26 protein-coding genes and 1 riboswitch are annotated in these 25,052 nt (G+C 41.8%); of the genes, 3 read left to right on the top strand and 23 right to left on the bottom strand.

Annotated elements, in window-relative coordinates; translation table 11 throughout:
• Positions 1-15: 15 nt before the first annotated feature.
• The 10 genes from MM817_RS12755 to MM817_RS12800 form a co-directional block, all read right to left on the bottom strand.
• Complete coding sequence (locus MM817_RS12755; protein WP_241715784.1) at positions 16-1,521, bottom strand: tetratricopeptide repeat protein; 1,506 nt, start codon at positions 1,519-1,521, stop codon at positions 16-18.
• Positions 1,522-1,571: 50 nt separating this feature from the next.
• Positions 1,572-2,441 carry a pantoate--beta-alanine ligase gene (panC, locus tag MM817_RS12760; protein ID WP_241715786.1) on the bottom strand — a complete coding sequence of 290 codons (870 nt, stop codon included), beginning with the start codon at positions 2,439-2,441 and terminating at the stop codon, positions 1,572-1,574.
• Positions 2,438-3,313 (bottom strand): 3-methyl-2-oxobutanoate hydroxymethyltransferase, encoded by an 876-nt coding sequence (gene panB / locus MM817_RS12765; RefSeq protein WP_241715789.1) that lies wholly within the window; start codon positions 3,311-3,313, stop codon positions 2,438-2,440. Before panB ends, panC begins: the two co-directional genes overlap by 4 nt.
• A 14-nt stretch (positions 3,314-3,327) precedes the next feature.
• Entirely contained in the window at positions 3,328-4,152 is an 825-nt protein-coding gene (locus MM817_RS12770) for a biotin--[acetyl-CoA-carboxylase] ligase (RefSeq protein ID WP_241715791.1), read from the bottom strand.
• A gap of 6 nt (positions 4,153-4,158) precedes the next feature.
• Entirely contained in the window at positions 4,159-5,421 is a 1,263-nt protein-coding gene (locus tag MM817_RS12775) for a tRNA nucleotidyltransferase/poly(A) polymerase-related protein (protein ID WP_241715792.1), read from the bottom strand.
• A complete protein-coding gene (gene bshA / locus MM817_RS12780) occupies positions 5,418-6,563 on the bottom strand; it encodes an N-acetyl-alpha-D-glucosaminyl L-malate synthase BshA (protein WP_241715794.1) in 1,146 nt (381 codons plus the stop codon). The genes MM817_RS12775 and bshA overlap by 4 nt, the downstream gene beginning before the upstream one ends.
• A 20-nt stretch (positions 6,564-6,583) precedes the next feature.
• Entirely contained in the window at positions 6,584-7,285 is a 702-nt protein-coding gene (gene bshB1, locus MM817_RS12785; RefSeq protein WP_241715796.1) for a bacillithiol biosynthesis deacetylase BshB1, read from the bottom strand.
• Between the two features lie 38 nt (positions 7,286-7,323).
• Positions 7,324-7,728: a methylglyoxal synthase gene (mgsA, locus tag MM817_RS12790; protein ID WP_241715798.1), complete on the bottom strand. Its 405-nt coding sequence runs from the start codon at positions 7,726-7,728 to the stop codon at positions 7,324-7,326.
• A 75-nt stretch (positions 7,729-7,803) separates the two neighbouring features.
• Positions 7,804-8,547, bottom strand: a complete 744-nt coding sequence (gene dapB / locus MM817_RS12795; protein ID WP_241715800.1) for a 4-hydroxy-tetrahydrodipicolinate reductase — start codon at positions 8,545-8,547, stop codon at positions 7,804-7,806.
• A 28-nt stretch (positions 8,548-8,575) separates the two neighbouring features.
• On the bottom strand, positions 8,576-8,914 hold the full coding sequence (locus MM817_RS12800) for a nucleotide pyrophosphohydrolase (RefSeq protein WP_241715802.1): 339 nt from the start codon (positions 8,912-8,914) through the stop codon (positions 8,576-8,578).
• Positions 8,915-9,026: 112 nt separating this feature from the next.
• On the opposite strand from MM817_RS12800, the gene ylbJ reads away from it, so the two are divergent.
• Positions 9,027-10,286 (top strand): sporulation integral membrane protein YlbJ, encoded by a 1,260-nt coding sequence (gene ylbJ / locus MM817_RS12805; RefSeq protein ID WP_419723397.1) that lies wholly within the window; start codon positions 9,027-9,029, stop codon positions 10,284-10,286.
• Positions 10,287-10,414: 128 nt separating this feature from the next.
• On the opposite strand, the gene MM817_RS12810 is transcribed toward ylbJ, so the two are convergent.
• Positions 10,415-11,200, bottom strand: coding sequence for an undecaprenyl-diphosphate phosphatase (locus MM817_RS12810; protein WP_241715806.1), 786 nt, complete (start codon positions 11,198-11,200; stop codon positions 10,415-10,417).
• Between the two features lie 103 nt (positions 11,201-11,303).
• Here MM817_RS12810 and MM817_RS12815 point away from each other — a divergent pair, with 103 nt between their 5' ends.
• Both MM817_RS12815 and MM817_RS12820 read left to right on the top strand, forming a co-directional pair.
• Complete coding sequence (locus MM817_RS12815) at positions 11,304-12,365, top strand: YkvI family membrane protein (RefSeq protein WP_241715808.1); 1,062 nt, start codon at positions 11,304-11,306, stop codon at positions 12,363-12,365.
• 40 nt (positions 12,366-12,405) lie between these two features.
• A complete protein-coding gene (locus MM817_RS12820) occupies positions 12,406-13,230 on the top strand; it encodes a YitT family protein (protein ID WP_241715810.1) in 825 nt (274 codons plus the stop codon).
• Here MM817_RS12820 and MM817_RS12825 read toward each other — a convergent pair.
• From MM817_RS12825 to aroB, 12 genes are all read right to left on the bottom strand, one after another.
• Positions 13,207-13,830: a DUF1405 domain-containing protein gene (locus MM817_RS12825; protein WP_241715872.1), complete on the bottom strand. Its 624-nt coding sequence runs from the start codon at positions 13,828-13,830 to the stop codon at positions 13,207-13,209. The genes MM817_RS12820 and MM817_RS12825 overlap by 24 nt on opposite strands.
• A 64-nt stretch (positions 13,831-13,894) precedes the next feature.
• A complete protein-coding gene (locus tag MM817_RS12830; protein ID WP_241715812.1) occupies positions 13,895-14,551 on the bottom strand; it encodes a creatininase family protein in 657 nt (218 codons plus the stop codon).
• 96 nt (positions 14,552-14,647) lie between these two features.
• The gene (locus MM817_RS12835; RefSeq protein ID WP_241715814.1) at positions 14,648-15,133 is read right to left on the bottom strand and encodes a hypothetical protein; all 486 of its coding nucleotides are present in this window, start codon (positions 15,131-15,133) and stop codon (positions 14,648-14,650) included.
• Positions 15,134-15,239: 106 nt separating this feature from the next.
• Positions 15,240-15,373, bottom strand: a riboswitch (cyclic di-AMP (ydaO/yuaA leader).
• 73 nt (positions 15,374-15,446) lie between these two features.
• Positions 15,447-16,001 (bottom strand): YpiB family protein, encoded by a 555-nt coding sequence (locus MM817_RS12840; protein ID WP_241715816.1) that lies wholly within the window; start codon positions 15,999-16,001, stop codon positions 15,447-15,449.
• 178 nt (positions 16,002-16,179) lie between these two features.
• The gene (locus tag MM817_RS12845) at positions 16,180-17,808 is read right to left on the bottom strand and encodes a helicase-associated domain-containing protein (RefSeq protein ID WP_241715818.1); all 1,629 of its coding nucleotides are present in this window, start codon (positions 17,806-17,808) and stop codon (positions 16,180-16,182) included.
• Between the two features lie 207 nt (positions 17,809-18,015).
• Entirely contained in the window at positions 18,016-19,140 is a 1,125-nt protein-coding gene (locus MM817_RS12850; protein ID WP_241715821.1) for a prephenate dehydrogenase, read from the bottom strand.
• 40 nt (positions 19,141-19,180) lie between these two features.
• On the bottom strand, positions 19,181-20,014 hold the full coding sequence (gene trpA, locus MM817_RS12855) for a tryptophan synthase subunit alpha (protein WP_241715823.1): 834 nt from the start codon (positions 20,012-20,014) through the stop codon (positions 19,181-19,183).
• On the bottom strand, positions 20,011-21,201 hold the full coding sequence (gene trpB / locus MM817_RS12860) for a tryptophan synthase subunit beta (protein WP_241715825.1): 1,191 nt from the start codon (positions 21,199-21,201) through the stop codon (positions 20,011-20,013). Before trpB ends, trpA begins: the two co-directional genes overlap by 4 nt.
• On the bottom strand, positions 21,191-21,853 hold the full coding sequence (locus MM817_RS12865) for a phosphoribosylanthranilate isomerase (protein ID WP_241715827.1): 663 nt from the start codon (positions 21,851-21,853) through the stop codon (positions 21,191-21,193). Before MM817_RS12865 ends, trpB begins: the two co-directional genes overlap by 11 nt.
• Positions 21,850-22,647, bottom strand: a complete 798-nt coding sequence (gene trpC, locus MM817_RS12870; protein ID WP_241715829.1) for an indole-3-glycerol phosphate synthase TrpC — start codon at positions 22,645-22,647, stop codon at positions 21,850-21,852. The genes MM817_RS12865 and trpC overlap by 4 nt, the downstream gene beginning before the upstream one ends.
• Complete coding sequence (gene trpD / locus MM817_RS12875) at positions 22,644-23,669, bottom strand: anthranilate phosphoribosyltransferase (protein ID WP_241715830.1); 1,026 nt, start codon at positions 23,667-23,669, stop codon at positions 22,644-22,646. Before trpD ends, trpC begins: the two co-directional genes overlap by 4 nt.
• A 266-nt stretch (positions 23,670-23,935) precedes the next feature.
• On the bottom strand, positions 23,936-25,051 hold the full coding sequence (aroB, locus tag MM817_RS12880) for a 3-dehydroquinate synthase (protein ID WP_241715832.1): 1,116 nt from the start codon (positions 25,049-25,051) through the stop codon (positions 23,936-23,938).
• Position 25,052: the final 1 nt, after the last annotated feature.

The raw sequence follows: 25,052 nt of genomic DNA on the forward strand, positions 1-25,052 counted from the left end.
AAGCTCCGTAGTTACTTAAGTATCGGAGAGTGACGCCGTACTGTCAATCCCAGATATAGCACTGCTATTTGTAGATAGTGATTCACTTGACTTGTACGTAGCATCATTGGCACTAAGTCGCATAGCCAAACCAAGCAAAGCAATTGCTGTTTCCTGGGTGCGATCAATGGCAAGCGAACTGTAAAGAAATCGTTTAGCTCGTTCAATATCTTGATGTTCAAGATACATTCTACCAAGTTCAGATAATCCTATAGCCCGTACTTTCGACCTTTTATCTCGTATTAATTGTTGCAGATATCCTCGTGCAGTAGCCGAATTACCTTGATAGCTCGCTATTCGTGCAAGCCCTACTACACTTGATATGGAGTCTTTATGCTGCTCATAATGTTGTTCAAAATAGTGCCTAGCCTCATCAAATCTCTGATCCGCATATAAAGCCCATGCTAATCTTTGTGTGGAGATAGGTGCACGTGTGAGACTAGCCTGCTTTTTAAAAAGAGCAACTGCTTCTTTAGATAATCCTTTATACAAAGCAATATCGCCTTGTAAACCATAGTAGGCAGAACGAACTTGACTATGCTTTTCTACTTCATGTAATAGTGTTTCAGCCTCTTGAATACGTTTCAAACTAACATAAATTTTTGCTAATTCAATGGCAATTTGCGGATTTTTCGGAACCCATTTGCGTATTTTTGCATATACAGCTAACGCGGATTGGATATTACCTATTGCAAATAATGCTGAACCGTAGATTCTCCAAGCATCCACATCCATTGAATTTTCTGTAAGTACCTTTTTCGCACTATCTTGCGCTAATGTAAAGTTTCCAGTGTGATAGGCACATACAGCATGATTAAAATAAGCGTCACTATATGATGGATTGATGGATAACAAGCTGGTAAGTTCGTCTAATGCTTGCTCGTAATTATTTTGTCGCATGTACATTTGCGCTCGTGCATCGTGCACAGCAGCACGTAGAAGATGATCTTGTGCCACTTGTTGAACAAACGACAAATGTACATGCGCCTCTTCATATTGCTCTGTAGCAATATAATTAATGGCAAGATACAAACGTGCTATAACCATGTGAGGATCCATCTCAATAATTTTCTTAAATTCTACAATTGATTCTGGAAACATGAGCAAATCAAAGTATCCTAGTCCTCGTCTAAACAATTGATGACCTTGTTCAGATAGGAGTGTAGAGCCTAATTCCACCATAAATTCTTGTGATGGTTTTGCAGATTCAGACGTGTGAGCTGTTGAGTCTTTGCCCTGCAATACCTGCTTTGGCTTAACATACTCCTCCCCTTCTTCGGGGGGAAGTGCATATTGCTCATATAGAGCCTCAATTTGATCTTCAAAACTTAACCACATTTCAAAAAAAGGATTACACAGAGTTCGTAATTCTTCTAGTTCCTGGATGAGATACTGCCGTTGTTGTACATCAGCTGTCTCTAATTGTTTGGCAATTCGGGAGACTGCACGCATTAAACGTTCAAAAGGTTCATGAAAGAGCATAGCAAGCACCGCCGCTGGTTTTTTGTTAGTTTGCCTACCTGGCAACTTGCTTATGCAATATTTATATTATCAATAAGGCGCGTATTTCCTACATAGACAGCAACCGCTAGTAAGGTACCGGACACATGATCTATATGATCTACTGGAGCTAACGTTTTTTTATCAACAATCGACACGTAATCAACTTTAAATCCAGGATATCCCTCTAGTCGATGAATCGCTTCTACTCTGACTTGTCGAACGTCGTTTTCTTCCAAGATTATTTGTTGCTTCATCCATTTCATTGTGTTAAAAATTTCTGGTGCAAGTGCACGCTCTTCTTTTGAAAGGTACGCATTGCGTGAACTTTTTGCTAGTCCATCCGCTTCTCTTACAATAGGACAAGACACAATTTCAATTGGCATAGAAAGATCATGGACCATTTGTTCGATGATGCGCAGTTGTTGTGCATCCTTTTGACCAAAGTAAGCAGCGTCTGGTGTGATGATATGAAATAATTTCGATACTACAGTGCACACACCATCAAAATGTCCTGGTCGCGATTTGCCGCATAAAAAGTTTCCTAATAGATCCACATGCACATGTGTATAGATATCGGATTTACCATACATCTCCTCTACCGATGGAGTGAATAAAGCATCCACACCAAGTTGTTCACAAAGTAATTGATCCTCTTGCGGTGAACGCGGATAGCGATTAATATCTTCATTTGGCCCAAATTGCTTTGGATTGATGAAAATAGACACAATAACAATCTCATTTTCAGCTCGCGCTTTTTGAATGAGTGAGGCGTGCCCTTCATGAAGAAAACCCATTGTTGGTACAAAACCTATGCGTGGAGATAATTCGCCTATCTTTCGCTCTGCTCGTAACCAGCGAATATTACTGCGAATGCCATCGATAGTTGTACACACAATCATGCCTTTTCCTCCTCTTGAACATGTTTTTTAACCGAGGAAATGGCCTCTACAGCAATATCGTATCGATACTCTTGATTAGGGAACTCATGCTGTTTTACCTCATCCCTATACGATTTAATGGCTGCAATTGCAGACTCCCCTAGCTGTGCATAGGTTTTCACAAACTTTGCTCTACGGGAATCCACTCCAAGTCCGAGCAGATCATGGTATACAAGAACTTGTCCTGAACATGCATCTCCAGCCCCAATACCGATCGTTGGAATCGTGATTGTTTCAGTAACCAGTGTTCCTAATGCGCTTGGAATACATTCTAGCACGACCATAAAAGACCCTGCAGCTTGCAAAGCTATAGCATCGTTTAGCAGTTTTTGAGCCGCATGTAGTTCCCTAGCTTGAACACGAAAACCCCCAAATTGCAATACCGATTGCGGGGTAAGTCCAAGATGACCACAGACTGGTATTCCCGCTTGTACGAGAGCTTGTACATGCGGAACAATTTCAATTCCACCTTCTAGTTTGAGTCCATCCACATAGGATTCTTGCATGATCCGACTGGCATAGCGAACCGTATCAGCGACACTTTGATGATAGGTTGCAAAAGGCATATCTACGATAACCATCGTGTCTTTTGCACCGCGGCGCACCGCTTTTGCATGGTGAATCATGTCTTCAATGGTAACAGGTACGGTAGTATCATAACCTAACATAACCATCCCAAGTGAATCGCCTACAAGAATCATATCTACACCTGCCGCTTGTGCGTGTGCAGCTTGAGTTGAATCATATGCCGTCACCATGACAATAGGCTCCGATCGTTCTTTCATAACTTGTACAGAGCGCGTTGTTTGCTTGAATCGTGCTTCTTTGTCCACTTAATCATCATTCCTTATACAGATAATTGTCCCAATGGACTAGTTTCAATGATTTCACCACTCGCAATGCGATGATGTGTACCTGTGTCATCAATTACAGTAAGTATTCCTGAATGATCGATGCTACTGGCAACACCTTCTATTAGATCTCTACCTTGAACAATGCGTACGTGTCGACCGATCGTTTGACAATGTGCAACCCATTCTTCATGAATATCTGAGAATCTAAGGCCATGACTAACATCTTTGCGCAATTGTTGAACCTCATCAATAATAAGCGCAGCCAGCTTATTGCGATTATACATTTGACCTGTTTCTACAAACATTGAAGTCGCTTTTTTACGCAACTCTTCAGGTAAATCTTCAAGACGTAAATTGACATTAATGCCAAATCCAATAATCAAATTCCGCCTTTTTGCAGAAGAACTAAGCTCTGTTAAAATACCTGCAAGTTTTTTTTCATTAAGCACAATATCGTTGGGCCATTTGATATGCACATTTTCATGAATTACACGCGTTAGTGCTCGATGTAAAGCCCATGATGCTAGCAGTGGCCATTCTTCATAATGGAGAGCAGGAGAGGACTCATATGAAAGACCAATAGACATGAGTAATCCCGCCCCCTTCGGAGAGGTCCACGCCCTGCCACGTCTCCCACGCCCTGATGTTTGCGTTTCAGCAAGAACTGCAACCATATCTATAGCTGGATTTGATAAATAACCGTACGCTAAATCATTGGTGGATTCGACTTGATCAAATAGATAGATCGGTACATGTGCACTGCGATCCAAGAGATATGAATCAATAGATAGACTTGATAATTCATGCGTTTCGCACAAAACTTTTCACCCCTTACTCTTCCACGTTCTTATATATGCCACCAACTCGCTAGGTTGATTGTCAATGATATGAGTAGAAACAAGATCGTATAAGAGATGCAGAGCGTGTCCTATCTCTTGTTGCTGCAAATCACAAGCTAAAGCAAGTTCATATCCTGAGATGGCTAGATCTTGTAGTTTAAGCAACAAGCTACTTTCTAGAAGAGTATCCACCTTTTTTTTACTGATGTTGATCACATCGACACGAGCAGTGGTATCTTGCACTGCATATGCCAGTACAACAGCTCGCACAAGTCCGTTATATCCAATTCTTTGGTAAATAGCAAGCCAATCATAGGGTAGATAATCAGGAAGACCGATGACACAAGTGCGTGCAATGACCAACAGGTCACGTACCTCTTGTATTTCTTTACGTGAGTACCGCAAATTAAATAACAAATCCATCGAAGGTTCCACTGTAGATGAAAACGGAACTGAAGAACCAGATAACCACACTAACAAGGCTAGTCGATCCAGATATCCAATAACCATTGAAAACAAAGGACAGATAGTACAAAAATGATCGACTGCTCGCCCAATCCATGGAGTTATCATGTCTTTAGGTAATGTTTTACATGTCGTTTCTGTCGCGGCATCTAACCATTTTGTCCATTCATCACGACGACGTTCAATCGACACTTTCCCAAGCATTTCACAGTTTTGCACAAGTGCATTAGCCGTGTCTTGTTCTAGTGAGAAGTGCAGAACAGACGCAATTCGATAGGCTCTTGCTACACGTAAACCATCTTCCATAAAGCGTAAAGAGGGAGTCCCTACAGCTCGAATGAGTCGCTGCGTTAGATCACCTAAGCCATCATATGGATCATATAGCACTCCATGTACATCTAGTGCCATCGCATTAATCGTAAAATCACGACGACTAAGATCTTTATCAAGTGTTGTCTCAAAGTTTACGAAGTCTGGATGACGCAAATCTCCATAAGGCCCTTCCGAACGAAATGTAGTGACCTCAAACGTATAACTTCCCGACAAAACAGCAATAGTACCATGTGCGATGCCTGTTTTCTTTGCATCCGGGAAAATTTCCAACAGTTTAGTAGGAGTCGCATTTGTTGCGATATCCACATCGTGAATGGCTCTATTTAGCAAAAGATCCCGAACTGCACCTCCAACAATATACGCTTCGCACCCATTTTCATGTAAAAAGTACATAAGTTCTTTTGCATGCTGAAAAAGGTTAGTGTCAGGAATAGTGTAGTAAGTAGTCACGACTGACACTCTAATGGGTAGTGAATGAGACGCTTGTACAATTCTTCATACTGAGAAACCTTTTCCTCCATAGTAAAAAGTTTTGCGCGTTGCATAGCAGCTTCTGAAAAAGCATGCCACTTTTCAATATTGCTAAGAATAGACACTGCATAGGCGCCCATGGATTCGGTATCACCGACTGGCGCAAGATAACCTGATTTTCCATGTTCGACTACTTCCGGTATTCCTCCTGCATTCGAACCTACGACTGGTACACCGCAGGCCATGGCCTCTAATGCAACAAGACCAAAACTTTCTTTTTGCGATGGCAAAAGTAATAAATCTGCTAAAGAAAGCAACTGTGCCACTTCATCTTGTTGCCCAAGAAATAATACGTCATCTTCAATACCCATTTTGCATGTTAATTTACGTGCAGCATCAAGTTCTGGTCCTTCTCCAACCATTAGTAATTTTGCAGGCATAGCTTGATGGATAAGTCTAAATGTCTCAATGACATCTGGTATACGTTTAACCGCTCTAAAATTTGACATATGCAAAATGACTTTTTCATTGTTTGGTGCAATGCGAAGCTTTAATGTTGGACTTTCTAAACGACGGTATTGTTTCACATCGACAAAATTATGTATCTTCATAATGGGACATGCAGGCTCAAATAATTCGTTGGTTTGATCAATAAGACTTTGAGAGACTGCCGTGACAGCATGACTTTTTTCGATGCCAAGCCGTATAACATCCCTCAAAAGCGGATCTTGTGCAAGCACAGTAATATCCGTGCCATGTAGTGTAGTTACGATGCGCACCTTATGTGTTCCGAGCATTTCGCGAGCTAAAAATGCACAGACCGCATAAGGAATAGCGTAATGCGCGTGGATAATATCCAAATCGTAGTGGCTAATCACATCCGCCATTTTTGCAGATAGTGCTAAGTCATAAGGAGACGATTGCAAAACTGGATAAGAAGTCGTCTCCACTTCATGAATATAGATATTGTCCATAAAATAACCGAGATAGCCTAAACGAAAGGGTGTTCCTGACACAATAAAATGAACTTCATGACCGCGCGCTGCAAGTGCTTTACCAAGTTCAGTGGCAACAGCACCTGATCCACCTAGTGTGGCATAACAACTAATTCCAATTTTCACAGACTGTCACCTTCTCCTCATTAAAAAGAACGTATATTCGCCTTAAGTGATGAAGCATAAAGAGGATCTGCTTGCCAGAATCCTTCCCCAAAATCACTCCCAATGGCCTGTCCAAATATTCGATCGCGCCCTTCAATCATGGGTAAAAATGAACTTCGAGTGAGGGCGGTATGCACACCACTGCTTGGATAAAACTGTGATGAATAGGCTGCCAATGCTGCTCGTTTCTTCTCATATACTGATGATACATCAACTGCAAAAGTAGCTTTTTCCATACCGTTAATAAAATAATGATAAAAAGCACTGGGCCGATATGGAGTTAATCCATCTTCGTGTTTCCTAAGTCCAGACGAAAAGAGAGCTTCCCGAACCAAATTGGCACATTGCCCATGATCAGGATGCCGATCAGAAGCGTGTGGTGCTAAAATAATGTGAGGTTGAAATGTACGTATCACCTTAACTAGCGCAGAAATAGTATCAGCTGTTACAAATAATCCACGATCCTGTAACCCAAGACAAATGCGCGCCCCTACCCCGAGTTCTTCTGAAGCTATGGTCGCCTCTTTCCAGCGCAATTCCGGGTTCCCATTTGACGACATTTCGGCAGCTGTTAAATCACAGATGACCACGCCATCCTTAGCATGTAAAGCACAAGTTGCACCTGCTCCTAACTCCACATCATCAGGATGAGCGCCAAACGCAAGAATAAAAGTTTCCGCCATGCTGTTTACCTCCCGACAACACTTGGTTCCTCTTGTGATTATTCATCAGATGATTCGCTGTGACGCCAGTCGAGATCTCCTCGCCATATCCCCCTTAGCAATAATTCTGCAGATGCCATGTTCGTGGCAACAGGTACATTATGTACATCACATAATCGCAATAGTGCAGTTATATCTGGTTCATGAGGCTGAGCCATAAGTGGATCACGCAAAAAAATGAGCAAATCTAGGCGATTTTCAGCAATCAATGCACCAATTTGTTGATCGCCACCAAGCGGTCCACTTTGATAGCGGTGAATCTTAAGTTTTGTTGCTTCCATGATTCGTAGTCCAGTCGTCCCTGTCGCATAGAGATCATGACTTGCAAATAAAGCTTGATAGGCAATTGAAAAGTTAACCAGATCTTCTTTCTTTGCATCATGGGCTACAAGTGCAATTTGCATAGGAATCCCCTCTCCGTTGTTCTACATATACTGCACAGCAATTTTTTCTCTCACATTCTTTAGTATACACCTCGTTTAAAATAGATAATGCTCTAGTCCTTCTGTCAGTCCAACAACATGAATAACCTTTCGAATGCCCAGTAAAACACCTGGCATAAAACTGGTGCGAGACATTGAATCATGACGGATCGTTACATGTTCTCCATCCCCACCAAAAAGAATTTCTTGGTGTGCTACATACCCTGGCAACCGTACACTATGAATAGGGATCTCCTTAACTACATTTGATTTCTCCAACAAGGACTTACGAATGCCTTCAGCCGTTTTTTTAGCTGTTCCGGAAGGAGCATCTTTCTTTTCTGCATGATGATACTCTATAATCTCAATATCCGGAAGGTAAGGCGCGATAAGATTAGCCATCTTCATCATCAACAATGCTCCAATTGCAAAATTAGGTGCAAACAACCCACCACTTTGTGCAGAGCGTAATTCTTGATCAAGACTCTTCAAAAAATCACTAGAAAGACCAGTTGATCCGATGATCGGTCTAACACCTGTCTCTATAGCTGCAGATGCGTTTATCTGTGCACCCAATGCATCAGTGAAATCAACGTATACATCAGGCCTTGTCTCTAAAAAACATAGATTCGGTTCGGTGTAAATTGGAAAAGGAAACTCCGTATCTTGTATAGCGGTATCTTTACGTTTTCGATCAATCCCCCCAACCACTATGATATCTGGGGCACTCATTGTTGCACGTACCGTTTCTCTCCCCATTTTCCCCTGAATTCCTGCAATCACAACGCGAATAGGTTCCATATGCTCTACTCCTTTTATACGTTCAACATCAACTTGATGGATTTTGCGATTTGCGTGCAAATCGATCGCGATCCCGTGTTTGAAATTTTTCTAGTACATCTTGATGCGCTTTGGTGAGATCAATTCCTAAAGAATTAGCGAGACAAATAATCACAAAGAGTAAATCCCCTAGTTCAAGTGCAAGATCTCCATTAGGTTCAGAAGATTTTTTAGGTTTTTCTCCATATGTGTGATTGACTTCACGAGCTAATTCGCCCAATTCTTCTGTAAGTCGAACAATCAAGGTCATCGGTTGAAAATATCCAATTTCAAATTGTGATATGTATTCATCTACATCATTTTGCAGGTTTGCTAACGTTTTATCCACTCTTCGACCTCATTTCATCCATCAATTAGGCTCATTTCGTATTATATCCTCATAACCAGTGGACAGCCATCATAGTTTTAACAGTGATAGCATGTACCAAAAACGGAGGGGGATCTGCTTGCAAAGGCGTCGCAAACAGATCGGGACGATTTTGCTGGCGACTGTCGCTATTTTATTTACAGCGTCCCTAGTCGTATATCCCGAGCAAGGTTTTGAAACAGGTATTGAAGGGCTCAAAGTATTTTGGGACGTAGTCTTCCCTTCTCTACTCCCATTTTTTATTTTATCCGAACTTTTACTCGGATTGGGTGTAGTGAATGCGCTTGGCGTCTTTCTTGAACCACTGATGCGCCCTGTATTTAATGTTCCAGGTGTAGGTGCGTTTGCACTATCCATGGGTCTTGCCGCAGGATATCCAATGGATGCGGTTATTGCAGCGAAGTTTAGACGCACGGGTGCATGTACCCGCGTAGAAGGTGAAAGATTGCTCGCCTTTACTAACACTGCCGACCCCCTATTCATGTTTGGTGCGGTAGCTGTGGGTATGTTTAAATCACCTGCATTAGGAGTATTACTTGCGCTTGCGCATTATTTGTCAGCGTTCATAGTAGGCATTACCTTCAGATTCTATGGACGCAAAGAAGAACAGTATGAAAGGCCACAACGCCTCACACAACATGAAGGTGCACCTATGTGGAAACGCGCTTATCGTGAAATGATGATCGCACGTGACGAAGACAACCGCCCATTTGGTAAATTGCTTGGTGACGCTGTCACAGACTCAGTTAAAACTTTGTTGATGATAGGCGGTTTTATTATTTTCTTTGCCGTACTTCTGCGTGTGATGACACAGGTGGGTATTGTTGGATTTTTTGCATTGCCAGTTGCTGCAGTGTTTCAAATGATTCATCTCAATCCTACATTAATTTCACCACTCATTAAAGGAATGTTTGAAATTGACATCGGCACTGCAGCCACGGCTACAGCATCTGCCCCACTCATTGAAAAATTGAGCATCGCTAGCGCAATTATTGCGTGGAGTGGTTTAGCAGTTCACGCACAGGTTGCTAGTGTACTGACTGATACGGATATCCGCTTTCGTCCCTATCTTGTTGCGCGGATTTATCAAGCAGTTGTTGCAGCTATTCTTACCTTTGTTTTCTTTAAGATGGGTGTTGGCACTCGTTTTGCTATGATTCCACATGCCATTTCAGCTATGGCACCACTCACAGGAGGGTTATCCTCATTTTCAGACTCTCTTTCTGAAATTACTGCTTGGGCTGCATTGTTAGCCATTGCTATTGCCATTTCACTTCTCATTTATTTTGTTAGAAAGTTTAAATTGGCTTTCTTTTATTCAAAAGGTTTGTGATGTAAATCAATACTCCATCCACTAAGACATTGCACGATCAGTACATGTGTACAAACCAAAAAGCGACGGGAGCCAATCCACCCGTCGCTTTTTGGTGCTACAACATTTCTTATGGTACGCAATCATCATTAAAAGAAAGCGTGAAAAACAAGTTGATCACCTAAGATGAGAGCCCCAAGTACTAAAGTATAGTAACCAAATGGCCGCAAACTAGCTCGTTCGATCATTCGTAACAGGAAGCGGATAGCTATGTATCCGGTAATGCCACTTACCGCCATTCCGGCTAACAAAATAGGGTTTAAAACAAATTGCGATTGTGGGATATCTTTTAATTCAAATACAGTTGCACCAAGAATGATTGGCACAGAGAGCAAAAAAGAATACCTTACAGCATCTTTACGTTCGATTCCAGCTCCTAGTGCAGTACAAAGCGTGAGACCGGAGCGAGATAAAGCAGGTAAAATAGCTGCACCTTGTGCCATGCCAATCCAAAACGCACTGTGATATTTCATCTCGCGTGCAAGTACTGGACGTTCATGATGTGCAAGTGATTCCACATAAAGAAGCATGGTACCTGTGATGATGAATTCAATGCCAAGCGTTGCTCCCGAATGAAAAATAGACTCAAAGGTTTTTTCAAAAATTAACCCAATCGCTACAGTAGGGATGGTTGATATGATGAGCAACCCCACGAGTCGATCAAACGGTCTTGTCAGTAAGTGTATAAGATCACGTCGCAACGCGACAACGACCGCGAGTAATGTTCCAAAATGCAATAAAACATCAAATGAAAGCGAGTCTCCTTGAAGATGAAGTAAATGTTGTACCAATACTAAATGGCCAGAGCTACTGATCGGTAAAAATTCAGTTAATCCCTGGACAGCACCAAGCAATAATGCGTGAAATAAACTCATAGGCAGCACCCCCCTGCCTCATTGTATGGTGGACGTGCTGTTTGAAGTACAAGCTAGCATGTTTTTATCATTTATTGAATACACCTGTATGGGGGTGGATGCTGTGCGTCGTAAAGATTTCTTAACTGCCTTACAAATTGCTGCAACCTATATCGGCACTGTCGTAGGAGCAGGTTTTGCTTCTGGTCAAGAAGTACTCCAATTCTTTACGCGCTATGGTACCTTTGCTATCATAGGCATCTTGTCCACTACACTTTTATTTTTTATTTTAGGATTGTATGCAATGTCACTCGGGCGCTTACATGGCGTACATACTTTTTCTGAAGTTTCAGATCTCGTTATGACTAAGACAAGCAGCCGTGTGATAAGTTTTTTGTTACTTTTGCTCTTATTTGGTGTCACTATAGCGATGATGGCTGGAAGTGGTGCTTTATTATCTGAACAATTTCACTGGTCATTTGGGATAAGTGCATTACTAACGGGAGTAATTACAGCTCTTACACTATTACTTGGCATTCGTGGTATGATGTCAGTAAACTCCATTATTGTTCCAATCTTAATTACATTTGTCATCTCGTTATTTGCATATGTGTGGTCAACAACTCAAGGAACAGTCATTCACAGTGCTATTCCACTTGTACAAACTCCTAATACCATATGGGCTTTATTGCTGTCTGCATTTACTTATGCCGGATTTAATGTCGGACTCTCGCTAACAGTGCTCGTTCCGCTAGGACAAGTGGCTGATCGCAAAAAAATATTAGTCATAGGAGCATTACTTGGTGCATGTGGGCTTGGTCTTTTATTATTACTTTTGCATCTGTTATTAGTCAGCATATATCCAGCAGGGATTCATTATGAAGTACCCATGGGTTATTTAGCTAAAAGCTTACCGCCTATGATGCGCTATGGTTTTGTCTTTATTTTATGGGCAGAAATATTTTCTACACTACTTGGAAATGTATATGGTATTGCTAGCGAATTATCGCGACATGCAAAACACTCGTATTTTCGTTGGGTCATCGTTATCCTTTTTGCGGCGATGATGGTCTGCCAAGTGGGATTTGCGCGAATCGTGAGTGTAACGTATCCTATTTTCGGATATCTAGGTCTTTTTATTCTCTTTGTCATTCTCCTTAGTGAACGCCGCATAATCAGGTTATAATGATAGCCAAGTGGTGTTTTATATGTGAGGAGTGTGATTTGTGAAACGCAGTTTACCCTATTTGCTCATTATTGTGGGAAGCCTCATTTATTCGGTAGGATTAAATGCATTTATTGTGGGAAATCAGCTGGCAGAAGGTGGGTTTGTCGGGATTTCCATCGTCCTATTGTATAAGTTGTCTATACCCATTGGAGCATCTTTTCTCGTTTTAAACATACCTGTTTTAATCCTGGGATGGCGCTTTTTTGGACGTGAATTCAGTATAAAAACCATCTTAGGTGTTTTAGCCGTATCGCTATTCACCGTCATAACGCAACATTTTGCAGTACATGTGAACGATCGCCTGCTCGCCGCACTCTATGGCGGTGTTATTTGCGGTGCTGGTCTTGGTATTATTTTTCGAAGTGGTGGAACAACGGGTGGCGTTGATATTTTAGCGCGAATTGCGCGGCATTACTTTAACCACTCGATGGGCCGCCTCATGTTTGCTTCTGATGTTGTCGTCATTGCACTTGTTGCCATCGTTATCAATATGGAGACAGCTATGTATTCCCTTGTAGCACTCTATGTAGCTAGCCGCATGATCGATTCAGTGATTGAAGGATTCTCTGCATCGCGAGCAGCTATGATTATTAGTGATCAACCGGAACAGATCGCAGATCGCATTCATAATGACATGGGACGAGGTACAACTCTTCTACATGGTCAAGGCGGTTATACCAGGGATCAAAAATTAGTCGTTTATTGTGTTGTCAGCCGCGATGAAGTGGTGCGTTTACAGCAACTTGTTCACGATGTGGACGATCGAGCATTTGTGGTTTTAAATGATGTAAATGATGTTTTAGGAGAAGGTTTTACGCGATAATTTGGACATTGTGGATGGCCAAAAAACAAACAAAGTAACCACTGATAGTAGCGGCGTGACTACAGTGATCACTGAGAGTAATGAAAATCGCGGTAAATATGGAAATACTCCATACACGTAATCCGCATAGTCGTTGAAAAACAACCATACAAAAGCAGTGGCGATATGTCGTGGTTTATATGTGCAAAGCGGTACAAGCTTCGTAAATACGAGCGCTTCAATTAACATCCCTGCATGTGCAAACCATAAACCTACACCCTCAAGTGGTAAACTATGCAAATAAAAAAAACCATCGGTTAACACAATAACAGCCCATAGACCATATTGAAAGAGTGAAGTAACTCCTAACGCAAATAGAAATGTAATCGCCTCTCTCAATAGATGGGAAGCCGGTGGCCAAAGGATGCCACATATGGCTAAAGTAAAGAACAACGCAGCGACAGGACTATCTGGAACGAAGATTCGCAAATAAAATAAGGTGTGGTCTACCTGTCCACGGTACCACATGAAACCAAACACAGTACCAATAGCATTAAGTGCACCAATACCTTTCCATACAGAGCGCTTATGAAGAATCCTTAGAATCGAATCTACTATCATTTGCACTATAGTCACCCCTGCCCTCTAGTGTTCCAAAGAGGGTAGGGTGTCATGCAGACGTGCATCATGCAAGAGCGATAAATTGACCAACCTTTTCACTTAGTTGCTGCGATAAGTGACCCCACATCATGGATCCTAGCTTAGCATTTGAACCCTGTGCCAGATAGCGCGTGAGGCTAGCTGGATCGCGAACAACCAGATGGTCAGCGAGCGCCATCATGAGCGATGTTTCCCATTCACCAGAAGGATAAAATTCTTTAGAAACATTTTTATATGAAGTAGATGACAATGCCTCTTGTAATTGTCCGTCACGCCACCATATAAAGGACATCATGTCTAATTGACTATCTGCTGTAAGAAGGGTTTGCATCACTAGTTGTTCTTTATAAAGACTATCTGTCAATAGGATCAATCGACGAAATTGAAAATGACGTGTTAATTCATGGATATAACGATGGATGATTTGACTAAAAGCTTCTTTTTGCAACTGAACAACCGCAGTATCATCAAATGTGGTATCAATGGATTGCAAAGGAAGAGTAAGAATTCGATCTCCTTTTGCCATCTCTACCTCGTCGCGTAGCTTCCTTAATATATACCATGTAGTGCCTACAGGTAGATGAGATGGGCGCCATGTCAAGCCACCTACTGTCAATAGCACAGTGTCAAGATGCCGGTAATTTTCTTCGATCTGGCTTAGTGAAAATTCTTCAAAACGCATATCGCTTTCTCCTTCATTCATCATCTCATAAAAAATAGGAGCCTTAATATTGCGCTCCTACCCTTATTCATCTATTAACTTCTGACTAAAGTGCAGTTAAAATCTAGCCTCACCGAAAGTTGCCGATTGGTTAACAAAATAACCTGGTAAATCAAGAGCCCGATCATCCTCTAAGCGTTTCATGCCAAGATCATGTAGAGTTTGACGAATCCCTTGGTGTATAGCTTGCTCCATCTCAGGTGAATAGCGATCGTTCATAGAAAGAGCCTCTCGAATACCTTGGCTAACTGAACGTGTCACATACGAGACATCAAGTCCTGCACAGACCAGACCATGCAGTACACCGCGTGTGGTTTCAGATACGGCAAAACTGTGCAAAGGAACTAAGCTAGAAAGAACGCCCATAATAGCGTGTTGCGCGATAGAGGAAATCTCTCGTACTACATCTTCTGCCCTTGACATTGTATTGCAATACATAGTCACTTCGTGAGTAACAACAGAGCAAATACAAGTTTCTGAAGATGTTCCTTCTAGTTCAATGCCGTGCCTTACACCTTCTTGAATGTCATGTAATAAAGTCATGTCAATCTCCCCTTTTCGTATTTACACGCATAAACAAAACAAAAACCGTGACGATCAATCGGTCACGGAAGCGCGAGTAAAAAGGAAGTGGTTATCGGCATAACCATCCACCTCTCTTTCCGCTTACGAGGTTAGCTGTCGGATTCGGGCTGAGAGCCGCCCTACGAATCAAAAGATTCGATTCACCCCAAGAAACTGGTTCCCCCGCTTCCGAAGTTCGGAATTGAGCGCTACAATATGAAACTGAAAAAGAATACTACATTTCATATCATACATCTCTTTTAGTTAAACGACAATGGGTAATTGAGTCTCGTTAATGAACATTGCAGACAATCGCTTGATAGTTTGCACTTAGTTTCATAAATGTTTCACGATCACCTTCATCCAAAGCCTGATCAATCGCAATCTTCAATTGTTTCGTATAATGGATGTTTTCAATGTGATCTAGCAATAAGTCTACTTGCAATTCCATTAGAATATCTGTGGGTGTTGTTTTTCGAACTGGCTCCTGAACAGATTCTATTACTTGTAGATAGTGTACACAATCACTCCGTTGACGATAATAGAGTGTGATATACACATCTTCTTCTGGATGACTATGAACATCAAGAAAAGCCTTTTCTACGTCAGATGTCACACGTTTATTTTTATAAAATTTAAATCCTGTCATTTGTACGCAAGTTGTCGACATCAACAATGATTTGTGAACATTTTTAAATTGTTCAGTAAAATGAACTTTGGCAAGTAGCTGATCATTAGATGCCAAATATTGAAGTAGCCATTCTGCTTCAGGGTTACGCAATTCATATCGTTCTAAAAACCATTTGATGAATTGCTTTTTATCTGCGACCGTTATCACACTTTTCATGATGGTTCGCCTCCCGTTGACCTTCCCACAATAAGCATAAGAGTTTGAATGTTTACTTCTTTATATTGTTGTATTCGCCAATGCCTTGTCGCTTTCCTGCAATGTGCTTATAAACGAAAAAAAATGCCGATGGTATGGCATTTTTTAGAATATAAAAGTTAAAATACACTATTAATAGCTAACGACTTCTTTTTTTTACTATTTGCTCCATTTCCGGAGGATAAGACACCAGATATCCAAGTTTCAATAGTAAGGCAAGTAAGTCAGGAGCATCGTCTGGTAAAAAAGCTAAATGATGCTCACTTAACCGCTGTGGCATCCTCTTTGCAATAGGTTGAAGTTGCTCAATGGTGTTTGACACCAATGGATCATGACATGAGATTACGCACGATATGTGAAGCTTAACCTTTCCATACTCCTGACACCAATCACGTATGGAGCGCTGCACATTTGCAGGGATCTCAGCACCGCTAATTGTGCGAAGAAATTCATACATTTTCTCCATATCCCAACCACTTAGCAGGGCGTGATAAATACTCTCTCGCGTAAGTCGATATACGTTCATACGATCTCGACTAATTGGTTCCGCAATTTTCTGCAGTTCAAAAGCGTATGTGCTATCAGCCTCTTTGGGTACTAAAATATCAAAAGTAGGTTCAATAACTGCTTTTTTGAGAATAAAAGATTCTTCACCTGAGAGTCCATCATCTAGTATGTCGGAAGAATGCACAAAGCGTTCGCCTAGAGGCGTTAATTGGTATAAAAGATCTTGAGAAAGATCACGACCCTCTGCAAGAAATCCAAGATATACAAGCATTTGTAAGATGCGTTGTCGATAAACAATCTCTTTTGACTCATAATAAAAGTTATCAATAAAATGCAAAAGTTCATCCTCAAGTGATTGTTTAAATACCCATGCTTTGGATGAAAATTTAGCAATTCTCGATACAATCCGTCCAAGCGTTGGTATTGATATGCGGTATGTCCGCATATAAAACTGAAATAACTTCTTTGCACGGCTTTCTTCTGATTCCGTCATATAAATACCACTTTTAACTTCATCTATGATAAGAGAACCTGAGTCGTCTTCAATAATGCATCCTTCTTCATATAGGTGATCATAAATCATAGCAAAACGATCTGGATAATCATGAAATCTACGCCCATATCCAAAGCGAAATCCAACATGCACAGAGAGTGGTTCTTCTTGCACTTCAAATAACTGAAAAATTTGCATTTGTTGGCGTTTAAAAATGACACCTTCTTGAGTCAGCTTTACTTCGTGTCGTGCTAGAAACAGCAAAAAGGTAACAGCGTCACGTGCAAGAGTACCTTGATCTGTTCGTATCCATTTAGGTTCATACATACTCGTCTGAACAGATTGGCGCAACTGCTGCGTTTCATAATGTACAATATATTTTAATATCTCTGTTGGACAACGATATGTTCTCTGTGAGGGAGTTCCTGTTTCAAAGAGAATGCCCTCTTCAAGTAGCTCATTTAAAATCATAGATACTGAAGTTTGTTCATTTTTTGTAGTTGCCGACCGTTGTCTTCTCAATATCGTGAGTAGCTCGGATTTTGCAAATTGGTTTCTCCCTTCTAACGCAATCTCTTCGAGAGCTTGGCGAAGAATGGGAGATAAAGTAGCCATTCTTTCAATTACATACTGTGGATCACTAAATCGGTTTAATATTTCTTGAAGTAACGTGTTTTTAGAATATAGAGGACATGCTATCGTGTGACGAATAGCAATTTTACGCAGATTCCCGATGTCACTTTGATTAAGACATTCTACAAGTCGCATAGGATCACCTCAATAGGTTTTGCTCCTGACGAATTGTATTATGTGTATATTTTTATATAATATACATTTTATTCATAAAAAGGACTCGCATAATCGTTCACGCGAGCCAAAAGAGAGATGATAGGAGTGGAGAGAAACTACATTACACATCCTTATTTATCATACTCGACAGATTTACAAGAAGTCAACAGGACAAAGAATACGTTTTCATTGTTGTGCAATCACATGATAATTATTTTGTTGCAGCATAAGAAAAGCTCTATCAGCAAAGTCAGATGTATCAAATTGAAGCAACAACTGTCCATCGTCACCTTCACGACTTTCTAAAATACCAATATTGCGAATGCTAATAGAGGATTCTCCTAATAATGTAGTGATTTGGCCGATGAGACCAGGAACATCCTTTACAACGACCATGACTGAGTATACCGCGCGTATTGCGCCTGTTGATTTTACAGGCAATGCATCGCGAAAGTCGCGTGATTTTGCAAACAAGGATTCAATACTTACAGGTTCACGCTTTTTAATCATGTCAGTTAAAGATTGTATATTTTCAATCCACTCTTCTAATAAAGGTACAATCTCTTTGTGATTCTCTAGACATGTATCTCTCCACAATTTCGGATCACTTGATGCAATGCGCGTAATGTCACGAAATCCCCCAGCTGCTAATTCGATGTAAAGCGGCTCACTGACCGCTCGCTTTTCTACTTGATTGACTAGTAAGGAAGCAATGATATGTGGAACGTGACTAATAGCCGCAACAACGCGATCATGTGTTTCTGGTGTTAATATTTTTATTCGTGCACCTGTAGCTTGTAAAAGAGCCATTAACTCATGTAGGCGTTCAGTAGAAGTCGCTGATGACGGCGTGAGCACGTAGACTGCATTTTCCAGCAACAACGCATTTGCGGCAGTAATGCCTGACTTTTCGGAACCTGCCATCGGATGGCCTCCAATGAAAGCTGCTCTTGTAAATTTGTGATCAGCAATGTCAACCATCGTTGATTTAATTCCTGCGACGTCGGTGATGATCGCCCGATCACCTAATGTATCTTCTAATGTAGCAATCTTCTCGATCATGGCCTGAGTGACTGATATGGGGGTAGCTATTACGATGAGATCTGCTTGAGATACACCAAGTTGTACATCTGTTGTTGCTTCATCCACAACGCCAAGCTGTACAGCCATATCGAGAATGGTATCATCAATATCCACACCTATACTATGTTCAATCTGTCCAGTGGCTTTTAACGCTAGGGCTACGGATCCCCCAATCAATCCGCACCCAATCAGACATAGTCGTTTAAATGGTCGTGTTGATTCTAGCAAGTATGACTGCTCCTTTTTACACTGCATGCATATACTCGCATCATACTGCGTGTGTTCCCGCAAGGGATAGCGTGCGAGCAAATGCTATGAGATCATTAAATATCTGTTTTGCTAATTCACTATCGTGTTGTAAAAGTGCCTGATCAATATCTGCACACCGTCTGACAAGTGCACTACCAACAATGACAGCATCAGCGTATGCTGATAGTGTTCGTATGTGTTCGGGTCGACTCACACCAAAACCAACAGCCACAGGAACAGGACTCTCTTCTTTTACTGCAAGTACAAACTGCTCAAGTTCATCAGAAAATGCACTACGCTCCCCTGTAACGCCAAGGGAAGAAACACAATAAGCAAAACCTGTAGCACTTGATGCGATTTTTTTTATGCGATCGTGACTTGTTAAAGCAAGTAGTGGGATAAATGCAAGCCCGTATTGATCTGCTATGCCTCTTACTTCCGCACTTTCCTCATAAGGAAGATCGGGTATGATGAGACCATCTGCACCTACTTCATTGCATGCTTTCATAAGTTCTTCAATTCCAAACTGAAGAACAGGATTGACATAAGTAAAAACTATGATTGGAACATCTGTCACAGCTCGGACTCGCGCAATGAGAGCTAGCGCTTTTGGAAAGCTCATACCACCTTTTAGTGCTCGTAGTGAACCTGCTTGAATGACCGGTCCGTCTGCAAGAGGGTCAGAGTATGGTATGCCAATCTCAATGACATCAGAAAACTGAGCGAGTTCAACAATCAGCTGATAGCTATACTCCTCATTTGGATCGCCTGCAGAAACAAATGGAATAAATGCAACACGGTCTCCCCTGTTTTGCAAACTGCGCAAAATGGCTACTTTTCCTCTTGTAGTCAAGATAGATTCCCCCCTAATACATGCTCCACAGTGTGCACATCTTTATCGCCGCGTCCAGAGAGGTTGATGACGATCACGGCGTCTTTAGGAAGCGTTTTGGCGTAATTGATAGCATAGGCCACTGCGTGTGCTGATTCTAGTGCTGGAATAATACCTTCCACTCGCGATAAAGTAACGAATGCATCTAGTGCTTCTTGATCGGTGATTGGTTCATACGTTGCACGTTTACTCTCAAAAAGATGGGCATGCTCCGGTCCAATTCCAGGATAGTCTAATCCAGCTGAGATCGAGTGGGCAGGTTGTACTTGCCCGTATTCATCTTGCAAAAGTAAAGTCATTGAACCGTGTAAAACGCCCCTCGTTCCTTTAGCAATGGATGCTGCATGACGTTCAGTGTCCATCCCTTCACCAGCTGCCTCTATACCGATCAATGTAACTTGCTCATCTTCAACAAAAGGATAAAATATCCCCATGGCGTTACTTCCGCCTCCGACACATGCAATAATTGTATCTGGTAAACGACCTTCTTGTTCTATGATCTGTAATTTTGTTTCATCGCCAATGACTCTTTGAAAGTCACGCACAATCATAGGATAAGGATGCGGCCCAACCACCGATCCGATAATGTAATAGGTGTCTGTCACATGCTCAACCCAATGTCGAATCGCTTCATTTGTTGCATCTTTTAGCGTTTTAGTTCCTGATGTAGCGGGAACTACTTCAGTACCTAGGAGTCGCATGCGAAATACATTTAATGCTTGTCGCTCCATATCTTCTTCACCCATAAATACTGTACACTCAAGGCCGAGCAAAGCGGCAACAGTAGCTGAGGCGACACCATGTTGCCCTGCTCCTGTTTCTGCAATAATGCGTTTTTTGCCTGTCATTTTTGCAAGAAGTCCTTGTCCGAGTGTGTTGTTAATTTTGTGTGCACCTGTGTGATTTAGATCTTCTCGCTTCAAATAAATCTTTGCACCACCGCAATATTCTGTAAGATGACGCGCAAAATAAAGCGGAGTAGGTCGACCAGAATAATCAGTCAGATAATGCTGTAGTTGTTTTTGAAACTCCGGGTCCTTGACCAAACGATAGTAATCTGCCTCTAATGTGGTGAGTGCTGACATGAGTGTTTCTGGGACGTATTTACCACCAAAATCGCCAAAACGTCCTTGTGCATCAGGATACATGAGATTCACTCCTCGCGGCTTTTACAAACGCATGCATTTTTATGGGGTCTTTTTCCCCTGTCATTTCCGTTTCTATCCCTGAAGAGACATCTACGGCAAAAGGATGATACTGAGATATAAGCGAAGTCACTGTTCCAACTTGTAATCCACCTGCAATAATCAATGGAGTATTGTCGACTACGTATCGCACATCATCGATCGCTGTCCACTGAAAAGGATGACCTGTTCCACCATGTGTTCCTGTTTTATAAGTATCAAGGAGAATTGCATCTACATTTCCTACATATCGTGCTAGTTCATGATCTTCATTTGTACCGCGCACACCCCATGCTTTCCATACAGTAAGGCCATGTTGTGTGCGTAAACGCGAACACATCTCAGGAGTCTCTGCACCGCATAACTGTACATGACTTACACCAAGTGTTGCACAAATTGTAGCAATTTCTTCTTCACTTTGATCAACTAAAACAAGAACCGGTTCAGGAACGACAACGTATTGATCGCGTAGTAACGAAAGCATGTATTGCACTTGTTGTAATGTTACTTGACGCTTACTTTTTGCAAGAACAAATCCTATATAATCTGCCCGCGCATCTGTTGCAACCATCACATCTTCTATCGAACGTAGTCCACAAAGTTTTATTTTAGTCATTTGTAATTTGCACCAAATAACAAATGAGCAATACCTTGTTTAACGTGCTCAGATCCATAACGCATGAGCGTTTCGCCAACCAATATGCCTTTTGCTCCAAAATCTTTTACTCGCATAACGTCACTATGATCTCTTATACCACTTTCGCTAATGAGTAGGATATCCTCATCAATTACCTGACTAAGCCGCTCTGTCATACTTAGATCAACTTCAAAAGTATGCAAATTGCGATGGTTTACTCCAACAATACGGGGATGAAGCGGGCGAATGCGTTCCCATTCTTCTAGTGAATGAACTTCAATCAATGCCTCTAGACCTATACTTTGTACAGTCCTATATAAGGATACTAATTGATCATCCGTAAGTGCTGCGACAATGAGCAATACCGCATCTGCTCCGATAGCTCTTGCCTCGTATATCTGCCATTCATCTATGATAAAGTCTTTTCGTAAAATTGGTAAATCCGTAACTGCGCGAACACTTTGTAAAATCGCGGTAGAGCCCTGAAAATACTGCTCATCTGTCAGCACGGATAAAGCATGGGCACCGCCTGCCTCGTAACTTTTAGCCATAGCGATCGGGTCAAAATCCGACGCTATGACGCCTTTAGAAGGCGATGCTTTTTTTATTTCCGCAATGAGTGCCAATGGCGATTGATTAGATAGAGCTTGAACAAAAGAGTTAGGCTGTGGCATAAGAGCCATTTTTTCCTCCCACACGGAGTATGGGATCATAGAGCGTAATTTCTTAACTTCCTGTTTCTTGGTCTCTAATATACGATCTAAAAAAGTCATGCGCTCACGTCACTTTCTAACCTCAAACTACATTCAATGAGTTCCCGAAGTTTACGGGATGCTGCACCAGAATCAATCATTTTCTCTGCGAGTCTTGCTCCATCATCTAATGTAGTGACCTTTCCAGCTACATAAAATGCTGCAGCTGCATTGATAACAACCACATCGCGTGTAGGACCACGTTCACCTGCAAAAATGGCTTCAATGATCTGCGCATTATGGTCGGGCGTTCCTCCGCGAATCCCTTCAAGAGGATATTCAGATAAATGTACGTCAGAAGGGCGAAGTGTAGATTCTCGTACACTATGATCTTTGACTTCAAAAAGATAGGTCATGCCAGATATAGAGATCTCGTCTAATCCTTCCTCAGATGTCACCACAAGCGCGTGCTCGGAACCAAGTAAAGCAAGTACATGAGCCATCTTTCTAGCGATTTCTGTATTTGGTGTGCCTAATACCTGTCGTTTAGGACGAGCTGGATTAGTCAATGGGCCTAAAATATTAAACATGGTGCGGTATCCGAGTTCTTTTCTAATGGGTGCCACATGTTTCATTGCAGGATGGTAGGCTTGAGCAAAAAGAAAACAAATACCAATCTCTTCTACACATTTTTCAGCAGCTCGTGGGTTCATATCAATAGTTACGCCTAAAGCAGCTAGCACATCCGCACTTCCGGCCAAACTTGAAGCCGCACGATTGCCATGTTTTACAATCGACACACCACCTGCGGATGCGACGAGTGCAGCAGCCGTTGAAATATTGAACGTCCCAGCACCATCTCCACCCGTTCCACACGTATCGACAATCGTACCTTGAACTGTAAGTGGCAGTGCATGATCGCGCATCGCTCGGGCACTGCCTAATAGTTCTGCTATGGTCTCACCACGCGCTTGTAAAAGCGTAAGATATGCTGCAATTTGTGCAGGTGATGCAGACCCAGCCATGATCGTATTCATCGTTTGCTCTGCTTCATATTCAGTTAAATGATTTCCGTTTGCCAATTTTAGTAGAATTTCCTTCATGTTAATCTCCCCTTGTAAAAGCCGTGACAATATAAATAAGAACCAAGGATATCCCTTAGTTCTCGTGAACGTCGCTGCTCATACGCAAAGAGATCGTCTCCAATATCTCTTATACGAACTCATACCTTTGCTCAGCTCTACTCCGCTCACGGACTAAGACGATCATCTCGTCTATCTACTCTTCTATCACTACCACTACCGCCTCATACGGTTGTGCGTAGTACATCTAGTAACAGATTTCATCGTACTACGAAATGTATGACTGGTCAATCCGCTAATACCCTTTTGACAAGATCTTCATCTACTGACTCATTCAATATGACAGAGCCTAAATGCTGCGGTAAAATGAACGAAAGACTGCGCGAACGTGCTTTTTTATCGCGACGCATATGCTCTAGTAATGTAGAGATCGCTTCCTCTGTCCGTTGAACAGCAGGTAATTTTGTAGGAAGTTGGGCTTTTTCAAGAAGTATAAGTAACCGATCTGCCAATTCTTCTTCGACCATTCCTAGAGCGCGAGCAATCTGTGTTTCATACACCATACCAATGGCAACAGCTGCACCGTGTGTATATACACCATACTGTACAGCTTCTATCGCGTGACCGATCGTATGTCCAAAATTTAAAATGGCACGAATACCCGCCTCGCGTTCATCTAAACTCACAATAGCCGCTTTAACTTTACATGAACGGTATAGTAAGGTTGTAAGAAGTTCCGTATCTCCCGCTACAATATGATCGATATGTTCCTCGATGAATACAAATAATTCCTTATCATAAATTACCCCGTGTTTAATGGCTTCCGCCAATCCACTAGCTCGTTCGTATAAAGGCAGACTTTCCAGTGTAGATACATCATAGAGAACAAGTCTTGGCGCATGAAAAGCGCCAACTAAGTTTTTCCCCTCAGGCAGATTCACTGCTACTTTTCCACCAATACTCGCATCATGTGCTAAAAGTGTGGTGGGCACTTGTACAAATGGAATACCACGCATAAATGTTGCTGCAGCAAAGCCAGCTACATCTCCTATGACTCCGCCCCCAAGAGCAATAATTGTCGATCTGCGATCAAGGCCTGCTGCAATAAAAGCTCGATATAGCTCTTCTGCACATGCTAATGACTTAGATGCTTCTCCTGACTGTACAGCTGTTGTATATACGTTAGACTGCATAGGGGCAAGACCTTTAACCATACGATCGACATAACCTAGTTTAGCTAATGCCTCATCGTAAACAATCATCACACTGGCTGTTGGATCTAATACTGGCGCTAAAAATCGGTGTGCATTCTCCAAAAGGTGCACACCAATCAAAACATCATAATCCCCTTGCTGCGCTTGTATATGAAGTTGTTTTGGCTCTTGTTCAAGATGAGACTGCACG

The sequence above is a fragment of the Sulfoacidibacillus ferrooxidans genome (genome assembly GCF_022606465.1).
In the GTDB taxonomy this organism is placed as follows: Bacteria; Bacillota; Bacilli; order Alicyclobacillales; family SLC66; genus Sulfoacidibacillus; species Sulfoacidibacillus ferrooxidans.